The organism is Vibrio cortegadensis, from assembly GCF_024347395.1.
Classification (GTDB): domain Bacteria; phylum Pseudomonadota; class Gammaproteobacteria; order Enterobacterales; family Vibrionaceae; genus Vibrio; species Vibrio cortegadensis.
In genome coordinates this window covers 729,236-743,289 of the sequence record NZ_AP025472.1, presented here as the reverse complement: position 1 = coordinate 743,289, position 14,054 = coordinate 729,236, and the positions used below count along the sequence as shown (strand labels likewise).

Annotated in this window: 16 protein-coding genes; 8 read left to right on the top strand and 8 right to left on the bottom strand. The window is 42.1% G+C overall.

The features are described 5' to 3' along the window. Window positions 1-9: 9 nt before the first annotated feature. The 5 genes from OCV39_RS03490 to rpsB all read right to left on the bottom strand — a co-directional run bounded on the left by OCV39_RS03490 (window position 10) and on the right by rpsB (window position 4,177). Window positions 10-765, bottom strand: coding sequence for an isoprenyl transferase (locus OCV39_RS03490; RefSeq protein ID WP_017053981.1), 756 nt, complete (start codon window positions 763-765; stop codon window positions 10-12). A 106-nt stretch (window positions 766-871) separates the two neighbouring features. Continuing rightward, window positions 872-1,429 (bottom strand): ribosome recycling factor, encoded by a 558-nt coding sequence (gene frr / locus OCV39_RS03485; RefSeq protein ID WP_017053982.1) that lies wholly within the window; start codon window positions 1,427-1,429, stop codon window positions 872-874. Window positions 1,430-1,539: 110 nt separating this feature from the next. Then, window positions 1,540-2,271, bottom strand: coding sequence for a UMP kinase (gene pyrH / locus OCV39_RS03480; RefSeq protein ID WP_017053983.1), 732 nt, complete (start codon window positions 2,269-2,271; stop codon window positions 1,540-1,542). A gap of 179 nt (window positions 2,272-2,450) precedes the next feature. After that, window positions 2,451-3,296, bottom strand: a complete 846-nt coding sequence (gene tsf / locus OCV39_RS03475; protein WP_113799041.1) for a translation elongation factor Ts — start codon at window positions 3,294-3,296, stop codon at window positions 2,451-2,453. Between the two features lie 146 nt (window positions 3,297-3,442). Then, window positions 3,443-4,177 carry a 30S ribosomal protein S2 gene (rpsB, locus tag OCV39_RS03470; protein WP_017053985.1) on the bottom strand — a complete coding sequence of 245 codons (735 nt, stop codon included), beginning with the start codon at window positions 4,175-4,177 and terminating at the stop codon, window positions 3,443-3,445. Window positions 4,178-4,535: 358 nt separating this feature from the next. On the opposite strand from rpsB, the gene map reads away from it, so the two are divergent. The 3 genes from map to OCV39_RS03455 all read left to right on the top strand — a co-directional run bounded on the left by map (window position 4,536) and on the right by OCV39_RS03455 (window position 8,700). Beyond that, the gene (gene map / locus OCV39_RS03465) at window positions 4,536-5,408 is read left to right on the top strand and encodes a type I methionyl aminopeptidase (RefSeq protein WP_113799042.1); all 873 of its coding nucleotides are present in this window, start codon (window positions 4,536-4,538) and stop codon (window positions 5,406-5,408) included. 125 nt (window positions 5,409-5,533) lie between these two features. Next, window positions 5,534-8,155 (top strand): bifunctional uridylyltransferase/uridylyl-removing protein GlnD, encoded by a 2,622-nt coding sequence (glnD, locus tag OCV39_RS03460; protein ID WP_261888960.1) that lies wholly within the window; start codon window positions 5,534-5,536, stop codon window positions 8,153-8,155. 161 nt (window positions 8,156-8,316) lie between these two features. Beyond that, window positions 8,317-8,700: a DUF3461 family protein gene (locus tag OCV39_RS03455; protein ID WP_113799044.1), complete on the top strand. Its 384-nt coding sequence runs from the start codon at window positions 8,317-8,319 to the stop codon at window positions 8,698-8,700. Window positions 8,701-8,792: 92 nt separating this feature from the next. Here the strand turns inward: OCV39_RS03455 and truC are convergent, their stop codons facing one another. Both truC and OCV39_RS03445 read right to left on the bottom strand, forming a co-directional pair. Further along, window positions 8,793-9,557 carry a tRNA pseudouridine(65) synthase TruC gene (gene truC / locus OCV39_RS03450; RefSeq protein ID WP_261888958.1) on the bottom strand — a complete coding sequence of 255 codons (765 nt, stop codon included), beginning with the start codon at window positions 9,555-9,557 and terminating at the stop codon, window positions 8,793-8,795. Continuing rightward, entirely contained in the window at window positions 9,557-9,871 is a 315-nt protein-coding gene (locus OCV39_RS03445) for a YqcC family protein (protein WP_113799046.1), read from the bottom strand. The genes truC and OCV39_RS03445 overlap by 1 nt, the downstream gene beginning before the upstream one ends. 88 nt (window positions 9,872-9,959) lie before the next feature. On the opposite strand from OCV39_RS03445, the gene OCV39_RS03440 reads away from it, so the two are divergent. Then, a complete protein-coding gene (locus OCV39_RS03440) occupies window positions 9,960-10,997 on the top strand; it encodes a DUF3549 family protein (protein ID WP_017053991.1) in 1,038 nt (345 codons plus the stop codon). A 10-nt stretch (window positions 10,998-11,007) separates the two neighbouring features. Beyond that, window positions 11,008-11,307 carry a DUF3301 domain-containing protein gene (locus OCV39_RS03435; protein WP_113799049.1) on the top strand — a complete coding sequence of 100 codons (300 nt, stop codon included), beginning with the start codon at window positions 11,008-11,010 and terminating at the stop codon, window positions 11,305-11,307. On the opposite strand, the gene OCV39_RS03430 is transcribed toward OCV39_RS03435, so the two are convergent. Further along, a complete protein-coding gene (locus OCV39_RS03430) occupies window positions 11,273-11,776 on the bottom strand; it encodes a GNAT family N-acetyltransferase (protein WP_261888956.1) in 504 nt (167 codons plus the stop codon). The genes OCV39_RS03435 and OCV39_RS03430 overlap by 35 nt on opposite strands. A 789-nt stretch (window positions 11,777-12,565) precedes the next feature. Here OCV39_RS03430 and OCV39_RS03425 point away from each other — a divergent pair. The 3 genes from OCV39_RS03425 to tsaA are packed head-to-tail and all read left to right on the top strand — an operon-like array spanning window position 12,566 to window position 14,040. Further along, window positions 12,566-12,850, top strand: a complete 285-nt coding sequence (locus OCV39_RS03425) for a hypothetical protein (RefSeq protein WP_113799050.1) — start codon at window positions 12,566-12,568, stop codon at window positions 12,848-12,850. 12 nt (window positions 12,851-12,862) lie between these two features. Continuing rightward, window positions 12,863-13,306, top strand: coding sequence for a YaiI/YqxD family protein (locus OCV39_RS03420; protein WP_113799051.1), 444 nt, complete (start codon window positions 12,863-12,865; stop codon window positions 13,304-13,306). Between the two features lie 38 nt (window positions 13,307-13,344). Then, the gene (tsaA, locus tag OCV39_RS03415; RefSeq protein WP_261888954.1) at window positions 13,345-14,040 is read left to right on the top strand and encodes a tRNA (N6-threonylcarbamoyladenosine(37)-N6)-methyltransferase TrmO; all 696 of its coding nucleotides are present in this window, start codon (window positions 13,345-13,347) and stop codon (window positions 14,038-14,040) included. The last annotated feature ends 14 nt before the right edge of the window (window positions 14,041-14,054 follow it).

Sequence of the window (14,054 nt, the reverse complement as noted above, 5' to 3'; positions counted from 1 at the left end):
TTATAATCCTTATTTTTCTTCCATCAATGCTTTAACCTGGTCATCAGTACAACCAAAACGTCGAACTCGATTGACAAACCAAGTTACAGCTTCAACCAAACTATCTTCATCAAAGTCTGGCCAAAATTCTTCGGTAAAAAACATCTCTGCATAAGCGAGTTGCCAAAGCATAAAATTACTTATGCGACATTCGCCACTTGTCCTAATCAATAAGTCTACTTCTGGAATATCGGCCATAGTGAGATGTTGAGAGATCATATCCTCATCAATATCACTTACGCTACATTTCCCTTCAGCGACTTGAGTGGCAATAGACTTCATGGCTTCTGTGATGTCCCACTTACCGCCATAATTGGCCGCGACATTAACCACCATACCTGTATTGTTTGCGGTTAACTCTTCAGCTTCAATGATTTTCTTTTGCAAACGAGCACTAAATCGGCTTTTATCACCAATAATGCGCAGCTTTAAATTGTTTTTATGGAGTTTCTTTATTTCACTCGATAATACAGTAATAAACAATTCCATAAGCAAGCCAACCTCTTCTTCAGGTCGACGCCAATTCTCACTACTAAATGCAAATAAAGTCACCGCTTCAATTTTCAGCTTACTTGCTGCTGATATCGTTTTTCTTACGGCACTCACCCCTTTTTTATGGCCAAAAACACGAGGCTTTCCATGAGATTTAGCCCAGCGGCCATTACCATCCATAATGATAGCGATATGTTTTGGAAGGGAGTCTGTGAAGTTCTGAGAATTTTGCATATGAAGTTAATTTACGTACCATCGTCAAGATTGGACAGACTAGCATAAAAAAAGGCGCTGTGCTGCGAGCTCAGCGCCTTACCAATCATAAAGTTGTAAGTATTGGTTATACTTCCATCAACTCTTTTTCTTTAACTGCTAGAACGTCATCAACACTCTTAACAGCAGCATCTGTTAGCTTTTGAATTTCGTCTTGTGCACGACGGTCTTCATCTTCTGAAATTTCTTTGTCTTTAAGAAGCGCTTTAAGATCACCGTTTGCGTCACGACGGATGTTACGAATAGCAACACGACCACCTTCAGCTTCGCCACGAACGATTTTTACTAAATCTTTACGGCGTTCTTCTGTTAGTGGTGGAAGTGGTACACGGATAACGGTACCCGCTGACATAGGGTTTAAACCTAGATCTGATTTCATGATTGCTTTTTCGATAAGAGGAGTAAGCTCTTTATCAAATACAGTAATAGACAGCGTACGCGCGTCTTCAGCGATGACGTTAGCCACTTGGTTTAGTGGCGACATTGCACCGTAGTACTCTACAGAGATGCCAGACAGAAGGCTTGGATGCGCACGGCCTGTACGGATCTTAAGTAGGCTGTTACGTAGTGATTCTACACTTTTTTCCATGCGCTCTTGCGCGTCTTTTTTGATTTCGTTAATCACAATTTCACCTTAAATAATTTTTCTTAAAGAATACGCTTTGATGAATACGTACTAAAAAGAATGAATAGGATGACTATAAAATACAAACCATTTGATTTGTAATTTTATAATTACTCAGCATCGCTAATTAGCGTGCCTTCTGCTTCACCCATTACCACGCGACGTAATGCGCCTGGTTTGTTCATATTAAATACACGAATAGGCATTTTATGGTCACGTGCTAGTGTAAATGCCGCTAAGTCCATAACCTTCAGCTCTTTCTCAAGAATGCTGTTGTAAGAAAGCGTATGATACAACTCTGCTTCAGGGTTGGCTACAGGGTCAGCTGTAAATACGCCATCAACTTTTGTCGCTTTTAGAACGATATCCGCTTCAATTTCAATACCGCGTAAACATGCAGCAGAATCTGTAGTGAAGAATGGGTTACCCGTTCCTGCCGAGAAGATCACAACGCGACCTTGACGAAGTTGGCTAATTGCATCTGCCCAGTTGTAATCGTCACATACACCTTTCAGTGGGATTGCAGACATTACACGTGCGTTCACATATGCACGGTGTAAAGCATCACGCATTGCTAAGCCGTTCATTACGGTTGCAAGCATACCCATGTGATCACCAACAACGCGGTTCATACCCGCTTCAGCCAGACCAGCACCACGGAAAAGGTTACCGCCACCGATAACCACACCAACTTGAACACCTAGCTCCACAAGCTCTTTTATCTCTTGAGCCATACGATCAAGTATCGTTGCATCGATACCAAATCCTTCTTCGCCTTGAAGGGCTTCGCCGCTAAGTTTAAGCAGAATACGTTGATATGCTGGTTTAGGGTTCGTAGTCATGAAGTATACCTTCCAAAGAGAGTAGTTAATTAACAGTCATGATTTAATACTCTGAACACTTTCATCATCTCTAATAATGAAACGAAATACCAAATCATGACAATTAATAAAATGGGTACAGCAGTCATAAAAAGACCGCAGCAATGGCCACGGTCTTTTCATTAGCAATACACTAAGGATTAACCTTTTTGTACCGCTGCAACTTCATCAGCAAAGCTCATTTCTGCAGCTTTCTCGATGCCTTCACCAACTTCTAAACGAATGAAGTCAGTTACTGTAGCACCTTTAGCTTTAAGAATATCGCCAACAGTTTGCTTAGGTTCCATGATGAAAGCTTGACCAGTTAGTGATACTTCACCAGTAAACTTCTTCATGCGGCCGATAACCATTTTTTCTGCGATTTCTTGTGGTTTGCCTTCGTTCATTGCGATTTCAACTTGAACCGCTTTCTCTTTAGCAACTACATCAGCAGGTACGTCAGCAGGAGTTAGGAACTCAGGCTTAGACGCAGCAACGTGCATAGCAACGTGCTTGATAGTTTCTTCGTCAGCTTCACCAGCTACAACAACACCGATACGGTCGCCGTGGCGGTAAGAACCAACTTTAGCGCCTTCGATGAATTCAACACGACGAATGCTGATGTTCTCACCGATTTTAGTTACTAGCGCGATACGTGCTTCTTCAAATTTAGCTTGAAGAGCTGCGATATCTAGGCGCTCAGCTAATGCTACTTCTGCTACTTCATTAGCAAATGCAAGGAAACCTGCATCTTTTGCTACGAAGTCAGTTTGGCAGTTAACTTCAAGAATAGCAGCAACACCTGCTTCTTCTTTAATTAGGATTGTACCTTCAGCAGCAACGTTACCCGCTTTTTTAGCTGCTTTAGCTGCGCCAGATTTGCGCATGTTTTCAATCGCTAGCTCAATGTCGCCTTCAGCAGCAACAAGTGCTTTTTTACATTCCATCATGCCCGCAGCTGTGCGTTCACGAAGTTCTTTTACTAGAGCAGCAGTTACAGTTGCCATTCTCGATTCCTCGGTTGATTCTAAAATAAGGTAAAAATCAGGGGCCAAATAGAGGGCCCCTGATGCTAACTATAACTTAGTTTCTATTAAAACGAGGGTTCACTAAAACTCTGTCTTCCAAAACTAAGTAATGGTTGGAGTCGCTATTATTCAGCAGCTTCTACAAAACCATCTTTTTCAGCAGTGATAGCAGCAACATCTTTGTTACGACCTTCTTTAACCGAATCAGCAGCAGCGTTTAGGTAAAGCTGTACCGCACGGATTGCATCGTCATTACCAGGAATGATGAAGTCAACGCCGTCTGGGTTAGAGTTAGTATCAACAACAGCGTAAACTGGGATACCTAGGTTGTTTGCTTCTTTAACTGCGATGTGTTCGTGATCTGCATCAATTACGAATAGAGCGTCAGGTAGGCCGCCCATGTTTTTGATACCACCAAGAGATTTCTCTAGCTTCTCCATTTCGCGAGTACGCATTAGAGCTTCTTTCTTAGTAAGCTTGTCGAAAGTACCGTCTTGAGCTTGCGCTTCAAGTTCTTTCAGACGCTTGATAGACTGACGAACAGTTTTGTAGTTTGTTAGCATACCGCCTAACCAGCGGTTGTTAACGTAAAACTGGTTGCTGTTGATAGCAGCTTCTTTAACAGCTTCAGATGCAGCGCGCTTAGTACCAACGAAAAGAACTTTACCTTTTTTCTCGCCAACTTTAGCAAGCTCAGTAAGAGCTTCGTTGAACATTGGTACAGTTTTTTCTAAGTTGATGATATGAACGTTGTTACGAGCACCAAAGATGAATGGCTTCATTTTTGGGTTCCAGTAACGAGTTTGGTGACCGAAGTGAACACCAGCTTTAAGCATATCGCGCATTGATACAGTTGCCATTTTAAAATCCTCTATGGGGTTAGGCCTCCACATTCCCCATGCATCCGACCCCTAACCTATTAACCTGAGTTAATGAAGTTGAAGCACCCCGGAACATGTGTCGAAATGTGTGTGATTTAAAGATAATTAAGTATAGGTCAAAGCTGCTTCGCCAAACAGGAGATAACAGTCTTTGTTCCCGGCGCGCTTTATACCATAGTTTGATTATAAATTTCCAGTAAAAAGCCAATTTCCTTAGTCAAATTGGGCGAACAAAATCTAAATGAAAACGGATTTCAATTGCGCTTCCGTGTCTCACTGATAGAATAGCGGCTATAGCCATCTTAAGGCATCTGAAAATAGATAATAGAGAAAGCCAATGTCTGTAAAAATCAAAACAGCTGAAGAAATAGAAAAAATGCGCGTTGCGGGCAAACTTGCAGCAGAAATTTTAGAAATGATTGAACCTCATATTCAAGTGGGTACGACGACAGAAGAGTTAAACACCATCTGTCATGAATACGCGCTTGCGAAAGGTGCCTACTCTGCCCCTCTTAATTATCACGGTTTTCCTAAATCTATCTGTACGTCAATCAACCACATTGTGTGTCACGGCATCCCTGCAGAAGAAGATGTTGTCGTTAATGGTCAAATCAAACCTGCAGTATTAAAAGATGGTGATATTCTCAACGTTGACATTACCGTAATCATCCCTGATGACGAAAATGCGGACCTAAGCGTACGTCCTACAGGTTACCACGGTGATACTTCTAAGATGTTCCTTGTGGGTGATGTATCAGCCGTTAACAAGCGCCTATGTATGGTTGCTCAAGAAGCGTTATATGAAGGTATGCGCCAAGTTAAACCGGGTGTTCAGCTGGGTAAAATTGGTACTGCGATTGAGAAATACATCAAGACCAACAATAAGAATAACCCTCGTGCTAAATTTTCGATCGTTAAAGACTATTGTGGACATGGTATTGGTGCTGAGTTCCATGAAGATCCACAAGTGGTTCACTACAAAAACAGTGATCGTACAGTTTTAAAAGCTGGAATGATTTTTACTATTGAACCAATGATCAATGCAGGTAAATTTGGTTGCCGCCTTGATGATGAAGATGGCTGGACAGTTTACACCGCTGATAACAAAAACTCAGCGCAATGGGAACATACTCTTCTCGTAACTGATACAGGTTGTGAAGTGCTGACACTTCGTAACGAAGACACCATTCCACGACTGCTAGTTAACTAATTATTAGCTAACGACATCGAATCTGTTTTGTTGAAATATCTCCGTCAATCGGGGATATTTTTTTATCTAGCCCTATATTCTGGTAGATTAGTTTTATTCTACTTTTCTTGCATGGATTGCAGACAATGCCTTATCAATCACCACTCACTTTTAGCGATGAGCAGCTTCAAGTCTCAGAACTAAAAGAGCAGCTCGATATTTTCACTTGCTACCAAAAGCAAGAGTTTCTCAACCAGCACCCAATAAACGATTTAGTCCTCGCTCGTGCAGAATATATGGATCTGTTGCTGACACGATTATGGCGTCATTTTGGCTTCTATGAACGACCAAATTTAAGTTTAGTTGCCGTAGGTGGTTATGGTAGAGGTGAGCTTCACCCTCTTTCTGATATTGATATCCTCATTGTCTCCAAGCATAAACTACCCGATGCGCTTGGCGTTCAAATCAGTGAGTTCATTACTCTGTTATGGGATTTAAAGCTCGAAGTTGGCCATGCCGTTCGAACGGTTGATGAGTGTAATGACATTGGCCGTGAGGATTTAACTGTCGCAACAAACTTACAAGAGTCTCGACTTCTGTGTGGCAGCGAAGAGACGTTTCAAGCATTAAAATTACGAGTACATTCTGAATCATTCTGGCCGAGCGAAGTCTTTTACAAAGCAAAAATCCAAGAGCAAAGGCAACGTCATGCTCGTTTTCACGATACCACTTATAACTTAGAGCCCGACATCAAATCGACACCAGGTGGCTTAAGAGATATCCATACTCTCAGTTGGGTTGCTCGCCGGCATTTTGGCGCAACATCACTACTGGAAATGAGCCGTTTTGGATTTCTGACCGATGCAGAATATCGCGAGTTGGTTGAGTGCCAAGATTTCTTATGGCGTGTTCGCTTCGCACTGCACAGCGAATTAAAACGTTACGACAACCGACTCACATTTGCCCATCAGGCTCACGTCGCAGAAAATTTAGGCTTTGTCGGTGAAGGTAATGTCGCCGTCGAAAAGATGATGAAAGAGTTTTATCGAACGTTAAGACGGGTTTCTGAGCTCAATAAAATGCTGCTCAAACTGTTTGATCAAGTTATTATAAATGGAGGGGAAACGTCTGAGCCTGAAATATTAGACAATGACTTCCAGCGCCGAGGCTCACTCATTGAAGCAAGAAAGCCAGCACTGTTCCAAGCCAGACCTGAAACCATCTTAGATATGTTTATTCATATTGCGAATGATTCAACCATTGATGGAGTCAGCCCCCCAACTCTTCGTCAGTTACGAACCGCTCGACGTCGCTTAAATAAATTTTTGCATACCATTCCCGCAGCACGCGAAAAGTTCATGGATCTTGTTCGTCACCCTAACGCATTACATAAAGCCTTTCGTTTAATGCACCGTTTAGGGGTTCTTTCTGCCTACCTACCGCAATGGAGTCAGATTGTCGGTCAAATGCAATTTGATCTTTTTCATGTCTACACGGTAGATGAGCACAGCATGCGATTGCTCAAACATATTAATCAGTTCAGTTACGCGAAAAATAGAGATAAGCACCCTATCTGCTGTGAGGTATACCCTCGGATTCAGAAGAAGGAGTTGCTAATTCTTGCGGCCATTTTCCATGATATTGGTAAAGGCCGCGGAGGGGATCATTCTGAAATTGGCGCGGTTGAAGCTTATAATTTTTGCATCGAGCACGGTCTATCGAAACCCGAAGCGAAGTTAGTCTCTTGGTTAGTTCAAAATCACCTTCTCATGTCGGTTACCGCGCAAAGACGTGATATATACGATCCCGAAGTGATCACTGAGTTTGCCAAAAAAGTACGCGATGAAGAGTCCTTAGAGTTCTTAGTCTGTTTAACCGTAGCCGATATTTGTGCTACCAACCCTGAACTTTGGAACAGTTGGAAACGCACGCTTCTTGCTGAGCTGTTCCACTCAACTCAACGCGCATTAAGACGCGGATTAGAGAACCCTGTCGATATTAGAGATAGAATCCGCCACAACCAGCAACTCGCATCTGCCCTTCTACGTAAAGAGAACTTTAGCCCAAGGCAAATAGAAGTTCTATGGCAGCGGTTTAAAGCGGATTATTTTCTACGCCACACCCATAAGCAAATCGCATGGCATTGTGAGAATCTTCTCAGACAAAAGAACCCAGATGAACCTCTGATCCTTATCAGCAAAAAACCAACAAGGGGCGGAACAGAAGTTTTCGTTTACTGTAAAGATCAGCCAGCACTGTTTGCCACGGTTGTAGCGGAATTAGATAGGCGTAATTTTAACGTGCATGACGCACAAGTGATGACCAGTAAAGATGGCTATGTCATCGATACATTCATGGTTCTCGATCAACATGGACAAGCCATTGATGAATCTCGCCACAAAGCCGTGGTGAAACACTTAGTTCATGTACTTGAAGATGGCCGCCCTACAAAAATAAAAGTACGCCGCGCCCCAAGAAACCTTCAACATTTCAAAGTAAAAACCAGAGTTGATTTTCTACCAACTAAAAGTAAAAAACGCACCTTGATGGAATTTGTTGCGCTTGATACTCCTGGGCTACTCGCCAAGGTTGGTGCCACTTTTTCTGAACTTAATATCAGCTTACATGGCGCAAAAATCACCACGATTGGAGAGCGAGCAGAAGATCTCTTTATCTTAACCAGTGATGGTGGTCGATTGAGTGATCATCAAAAAGAGGTATTAAGAGAGAAACTGATTCTCAATGTTTCACAACTTGCCCCCAGTTAGTACCTAATATCGTTATGCGTACGTTGTGAGCGAGATTAAGATGAAAAATTAATCGCGATCTTGCCCACAACTTATCACTCAAGCCTAAAGATCATCTATCTACCACACAGTTAGGCTGCTACATTGGTTTATGTCACTGATGTTAATTATAGAGGTAACTTATGTATCCAAACCTCACTGGTTTAGGCATTCAAGACCCTAAACAAATTGAGCGTTATTCCCTACGTCAAGAAGCTCACAAAGATGTTTTGAAGATCTATTTTCATAAACAAAAAGGTGAGCTTTTTGCTAAAAGTGTAAAATTCAAATATCCGCGTCAAATTAAGAATGTACTGGTCGACAGCGGTAGCCATCAATACAAAGAAGTCACTGAGATTAATAGAAATCTAACCTTGGTGATTGATGAATTAAACAAAATTACCAAACCAATTAAAGCGCCAGAGCTCGACGTAAAACAGAAGATCCTCACCGACTTGCGTCACCTTGAGAAAGTCGTATCGAGTAAAATCGCTGAGATTGAAGCTGACTTAGAAAAATTGAAATAACCTTATTTGAAACTGAAAAAGGGCGAGTCACACCACTGTGCCTCGCCCTTTTATACTTTAATCTTTAATCTTTAATCTTTAATCTTTAATCTTTAATCTTTAATCTTTAGCTTCTCGCTTCTCGCTTCTCGCTTCTCAAGAATATCTTGCCACTCAAATCGTTCAAACAACGCCAACCATGTTTCATCGAACTTCGCCTTTAATACCAACTCTTGTTGAGTGAATGGGTGAATAAAACGCAGCTCTGAAGCGTGAAGTAATAAACGATGCGACTCTAAATTCTCTCGAAAGAGTTTATTATGCTTCCCATCACCATGAGACGTATCACCGACAATAGGGTGCCTTAAATGGGCCATATGCCTGCGAAGTTGATGCTTTCTCCCTGTCTTTGGAGCCATTTCAACTAACCCGTAGCGACTCGTAGGAAAGCGCCCCGTTGAATATGGAATTTCAACTTTGGCTAACGGCTCATAGGCAGTCACCGCTTCTTGAGGCTCTTTATCTTCTTTCGCAAACTTATCTGCAATTTTATCCAATTCCACTTTCAAAGGGTAATCGAGAGTAGCTCCCTCTTCGATCCAGCCTCGAACAATAGCGTGGTAGGTCTTCTGCATCTCATGATTGGCAAACATTGGCATCACTTGTGAGGCAACCTCACTAGAAAGTGCGAAAACCAACACACCAGATGTCGGTCTATCCAATCGGTGTAAAGGAAATACATGTTGCCCGATTTGATCACGCAGCGTTTGCATGACGAATTGAGTTTCATGCTTATCAAGCCAAGAACGGTGCACTAACATACCCGCAGGCTTATTGACCGCAACAAAATATTCGTCTTGAAAAATAATATCGAGCATTAATGGCAAGCCTTTTCTATCGATTCAATTAATAGTAGAAGAGGCTGCATTTCTTGGCGCTCTTTCCACACTTCAGAAAAATAAGGCGACATTTCAAAGCCTTTCGGTAACGGCTGATTTAACTCAATGAGTTGACGAATTTTGGCAATAAAGATCCACTGTAACCACTGCTCGGGTTGTAATGTATCAATGGAAAAAGGTTCCCGACTGGCTAAAGCGTCATCGGTTGGTTTTGTCGCCTGCCAGACACCCAGTTTGCGCATCTGATGTTCCAATTCATTTAAAATATTCGTTATCTTTGCCGCTGTGGTCATTGTTCACCAAGTTATTTTGTTTACTAACCTTGAATTTGTGCCATAGAGTACCATCTATTGAGTAAAGAAAGTTAGGACCTTATTGCCCATGGAAACCATTCACACCCTTAGCCAATTGTTACAAGATAGCCAATGTCAGTATAAGATTTTTGATTTAGGTCGCCGAATTCAAACCATCGACAGCCAACAATTCGAAAATGTTGAGGCGGGCAAACAGCCGTATCCATTCCCAAGTCAAAGACATGCACATATCGGAATCGCTTACTGGAATGACAATAATCAGCCATGGATTTGGTTTCTGAAGTTCTCTTTAGACGAACGAGGTCTTCTAGAGCAAGCTGAGGTGGGTAATTTCCTGAAATATGTTATCGAAGCGATGGGAAGTCGTATCAATAGCAATATGACAGAAGAGCAGCAAGATAAGCTAGCGAATAATCCTTATACGTTTAAACCCGCTGATGACAAGATGGCCGTTTTTCACAGCCAAGTCAGAGCTCACTTAAACCTTGCGACAAGTCAATATTATGAACACGCCCAACATTACTTCTCTGGTGGTTTAGGCTGGGCAAATTGGCAAACCGTTGGACTTCAAGGCATTACTGATATTTGTGCCCGATTAGATCGTGATCAGAACGGTTTAATGATGCGAAAAGCACTAGCACATATCGCAAATGAACCACTATATGGTGTACTGGGAGCTTTAGAGCACTCAACACTACCTGAAAAGTTAGCGCTAAAAATCCAAGAGTTAGCACAGCAACAAATTGATTCTCAAGATCCTGATCTATTTCTACTCTCGGCTTATGCTCGAGCACTATCGGGTACTAGCAAAAATATATACCAGCCAATCATTGACGGTATCTTAGCAAGCCCAAGGTTGAGTCATCCTGAAGTGTTAATCGCAATAGCAGGTAGAACATGGCAGGCTTTGTCAGAAAGCAAAACCGCAGAAAAATATTTACTAAGATTAGCTCAAAGTGGCAATCAGGCTCTATTTAATCAATTATTTGCAGATCTAGTGATGTTGCCAGAATTAAGAATGGTCATGTTACCGCTTCTTCATTCCAATCCATCTCAAGAACTAGGCTCTGCGCTAATGAATCTGCAAAAAGCGACAAAATCATAGAGGGAATTTCATGATCGGAGATCTACTGTCGATACTACTGCTCAGTTTTGGGTGCTTTCTTTTCTGGCAACAGAGAAGGCAATCAGAACTCGCAAAAGCAGCCGTAACAAGGAAGTGTGAGCAGTTAGAACTTCAAATGGTTAGTGTTGCGTTTGGTGGCCATAAGCTAAAAACACCTCAAGGCAATTGGCGCTGGCATACTGTCTACAATTTTGAGTTTTCAGCGCTTGGAGATGATTGCTACCAAGGTCAATTAACCATGGTCGGCTTTCGTCCTATGCAGTTTCACTTACCACCGCATCGGATGTAAATCGGTACTCATAATATGGTCCATGAATATCAGATTTCACTTCGCCTTGTTTAAACCCTAATTTTTCAAGTATACGTATCGACGGTTGATGTCCAACATTAACCGTTGCATACACTTCCATTAATGAAAGCTCCCAACACGCTTTCGATAGAAAAGCTTTAAGGGCTTCAAATCCAATGCCTTTCCCCCAGTGAGAACGATCAAAAATAAACCCCAACTCCGCAAGACCATCATCAGAATGCTGTAAAAACACATGCCCTAAATAGTCTCGGTTTTTATTATCCAGTACCGCCATTGCGTATAATGATGGGTCATTAAGCACGGTTTGAAATAGTTTTTTTGCTGACGAAACAGAGTGTGCTCCATTCATTTGAGCGCGATTAATCGCATTGCAATTCAAAATTACAAAGTCAGCTTCTAGGGTCTCTGTATATGGGGTGAGCAGAGTTCTGGTGGTCGCAATCGTCATTTTACATTCCTTGTATCAGTTCCGAAATTTTCTCATACCATTCGGGATAAAACATTGACCACGGAACAAAAAACGTTGGAATATAAGAAAGCCCTGATACCGAGGTATCAGGGCTGTAGTCTTACCCGCAGCGATCCGGCTACTTGTTTATGCTCCATGCATCGTCCGTAATAGTGGCTGATTCTTTCAGCTCTTTCCTTTACTTCGCCATCCTAGCGGTGTCCTAGTCATCCTGACAGTTAACAAATCCTAGCTAACTCACGTCACTTGTTCCTTGAGCGGTATCCCTTACATCATCCTGATGTTGTTCCTAACCTTTATCCTAAAGGTGTCCATTGTCATTCCTTTGCAGCCAATATCCTATCGACTGTTGCGTCCGTACAATGTCCTTCGCTCCATGCTGATTACTCGTCCTGAATAATCAAATCTTCATCCTAGAAGATAACCAAATCCGTGGTTGTTTCCTGTTCCGTGCCGCTTCCCTTTCGACAAGGTCTAATTTACGCTTTTTTAGCACCATCTCAATGGACCTTGAGCAATATTAAATTATCTCAAATCATTCAAAAAAATACATAGGCCATATTATTCAACAGGTTATGGTAAAACCATTAGCCATATCGCATGGGTAAAATCACTTTTACTTACACCTTTGTAAGCGATCTCTTACAAGCAATCTCTTATTTTCCCATTTATCAAAAGTACCGCTACAATCACAACCCAATAATGAACGGATTCGCCTAATCCAAGCAAAAATAGTAGCATGCACTCAAACCAACGATGAGGGTTCAAATGTTAACTAAAGATATATCGGCAGAGCTTGAAAATGTGCTGCAGACATTGAAAGAACAAGGAAAAGAACCAACTGTTGCCATCGTCAAGGCTCGTTTAAGTTCTCCGGTTCCGATGCCAGCATTAATTGCGACTATCAAAAGTTGGAAAAATAATCATCGAGTACCTAAAGTGGAAATAGCTCAAACAGCAGATTCCACACAAGATAAAATCGCGCAGTTAGAGGCTCAAGTAAAGGCACTAACCGCTCGTATCGAAGCATTAGAAAACCAAGAAAATAAATAGGAATACTGACCAATGAAGATTTGGGTTGATGCCGACGCGTGTCCAAAAGTAATTAGAGAAACTATCGTTCGAGCAGCGGAAAGAACTGGCGTAGAGTGCACCTTTGTTGCCAACCATGTCGTCCCTGTACCAAAACGCGCCAATATTCATTCGCTCCAAGTCCCAAGTGGTTTTGATATAGCTGATAATGAAATTGTTAGGCGTACAGAAGTTGGTGACTTAGTGATCACTTCTGATATTCCACTTGCGGATGAAATCATTACCAAGGGTGGTCAAGCACTCAGTTCCCGTGGTGAGCTATATACCAAAGAGACCATTAAAGCCCGACTTAATATTCGAGATTTTATGGATACCATGCGTTCAAGCGGTATTCAAACCGGTGGCCCAAGCACTTTATCTCAAACCGATCGCCGCGAGTTTGCTAACCATTTAGACCGAATCCTTGCCAAGCGATAACATAATTACTATTCGAATACTTAAAACAGTAAAAAGCCATGTATCCAATTGAACCAATAGGCGTCATCCAAAGCCCTTACCAAGAAAAATTTGCCGTACCACGCCAACCGCGTCTGACTCCAAGTGCGACCGCAAGAATCAAACTGATGGGAGAGGCCAATTTGCCCGAATCGGTTCGTGGTATCGAGCAATTTAGCCATATCTGGCTACTGTTTCTATTCGATAAAAACTTAGCGGCAGGATGGAAACCAACCGTTCGGCCACCACGTTTAGGGGGAAATGAGCGAATTGGCGTGTTTGCCTCACGAGCTACATTTCGCCCCAATGGAATTGGAATGTCTGCGGTAGAATTAAAGGGCGTGACCCAACAAGGCAACCAAACTTGGTTAGATCTCGGCAGTGTTGATCTCGTAAATGGCACCCCGATTGTTGATATTAAGCCCTACATCCCCTACTCCGATTCTATACCAGATGCAAAAGGCGGCTTTGCGGCTGAAGAACCTGAAATATTAGAAGTCAACTTTTCAGAACAAGCGATCTCTAAGCTTAACCAGCATCCCGAGGCGAAGCATATCATCCAAGTCATCAAAGAGGTGCTTGGGCAAGATCCACGACCTGCCTACAAAAAAAACAAGCTAGATGAAAAGGAATATGCGGTAAATTTGTTCGATTTGAACGTAAAATTCACCGTTGGCCCTCTTTTCATAACAGTAACTCACATTGAGCACTTTTGAGATCGCTGTTAGGC